General features: G+C 71.3%; 1 protein-coding gene. It reads left to right on the top strand.

What is annotated here, in order from left to right; translation table 11 throughout:
• Window positions 1-30 precede the first annotated feature (30 nt).
• Window positions 31-286 (top strand): metal-dependent transcriptional regulator (locus NE591_RS15670; protein WP_371130643.1); only part of this gene is annotated, 256 nt, incomplete at its 3' end.

Here is a 286-nt window from a genome sequence, read left to right as displayed (position 1 = left end):
AGGGGCCTCGCCGAGGTGGTCGGCCGCGACGTGCGGCTGACCGAGGAGGGCGGGCGCCTCGCCGAGGCCACCCTCGACAAGCACCGCTTCTTCGAGCGGCTGCTCGTTGAGTCAGGCGTGGACGCCGAGACCGCCTCGGCGGAGGCCTGCCGCATGGAGCACTGCCTGTCAGAGGACTCCTACAGATGTTTCGCGGCCTATCTCGGGAGCCGACGAGACGAGGCCCCTGCGCGCCAGGTTGCCGAGCGCCTTGGTGACGCTCGGCTTGGCGACGCCCATGCGCTCG

Source organism: Adlercreutzia sp. DFI.6.23, from assembly GCF_024462535.1.
Taxonomy (GTDB): domain Bacteria; phylum Actinomycetota; class Coriobacteriia; order Coriobacteriales; family Eggerthellaceae; genus Adlercreutzia; species Adlercreutzia rubneri.
Note: the sequence above shows the minus strand (reverse complement) of the source record. Positions and strands in the feature narration are given on the sequence as shown.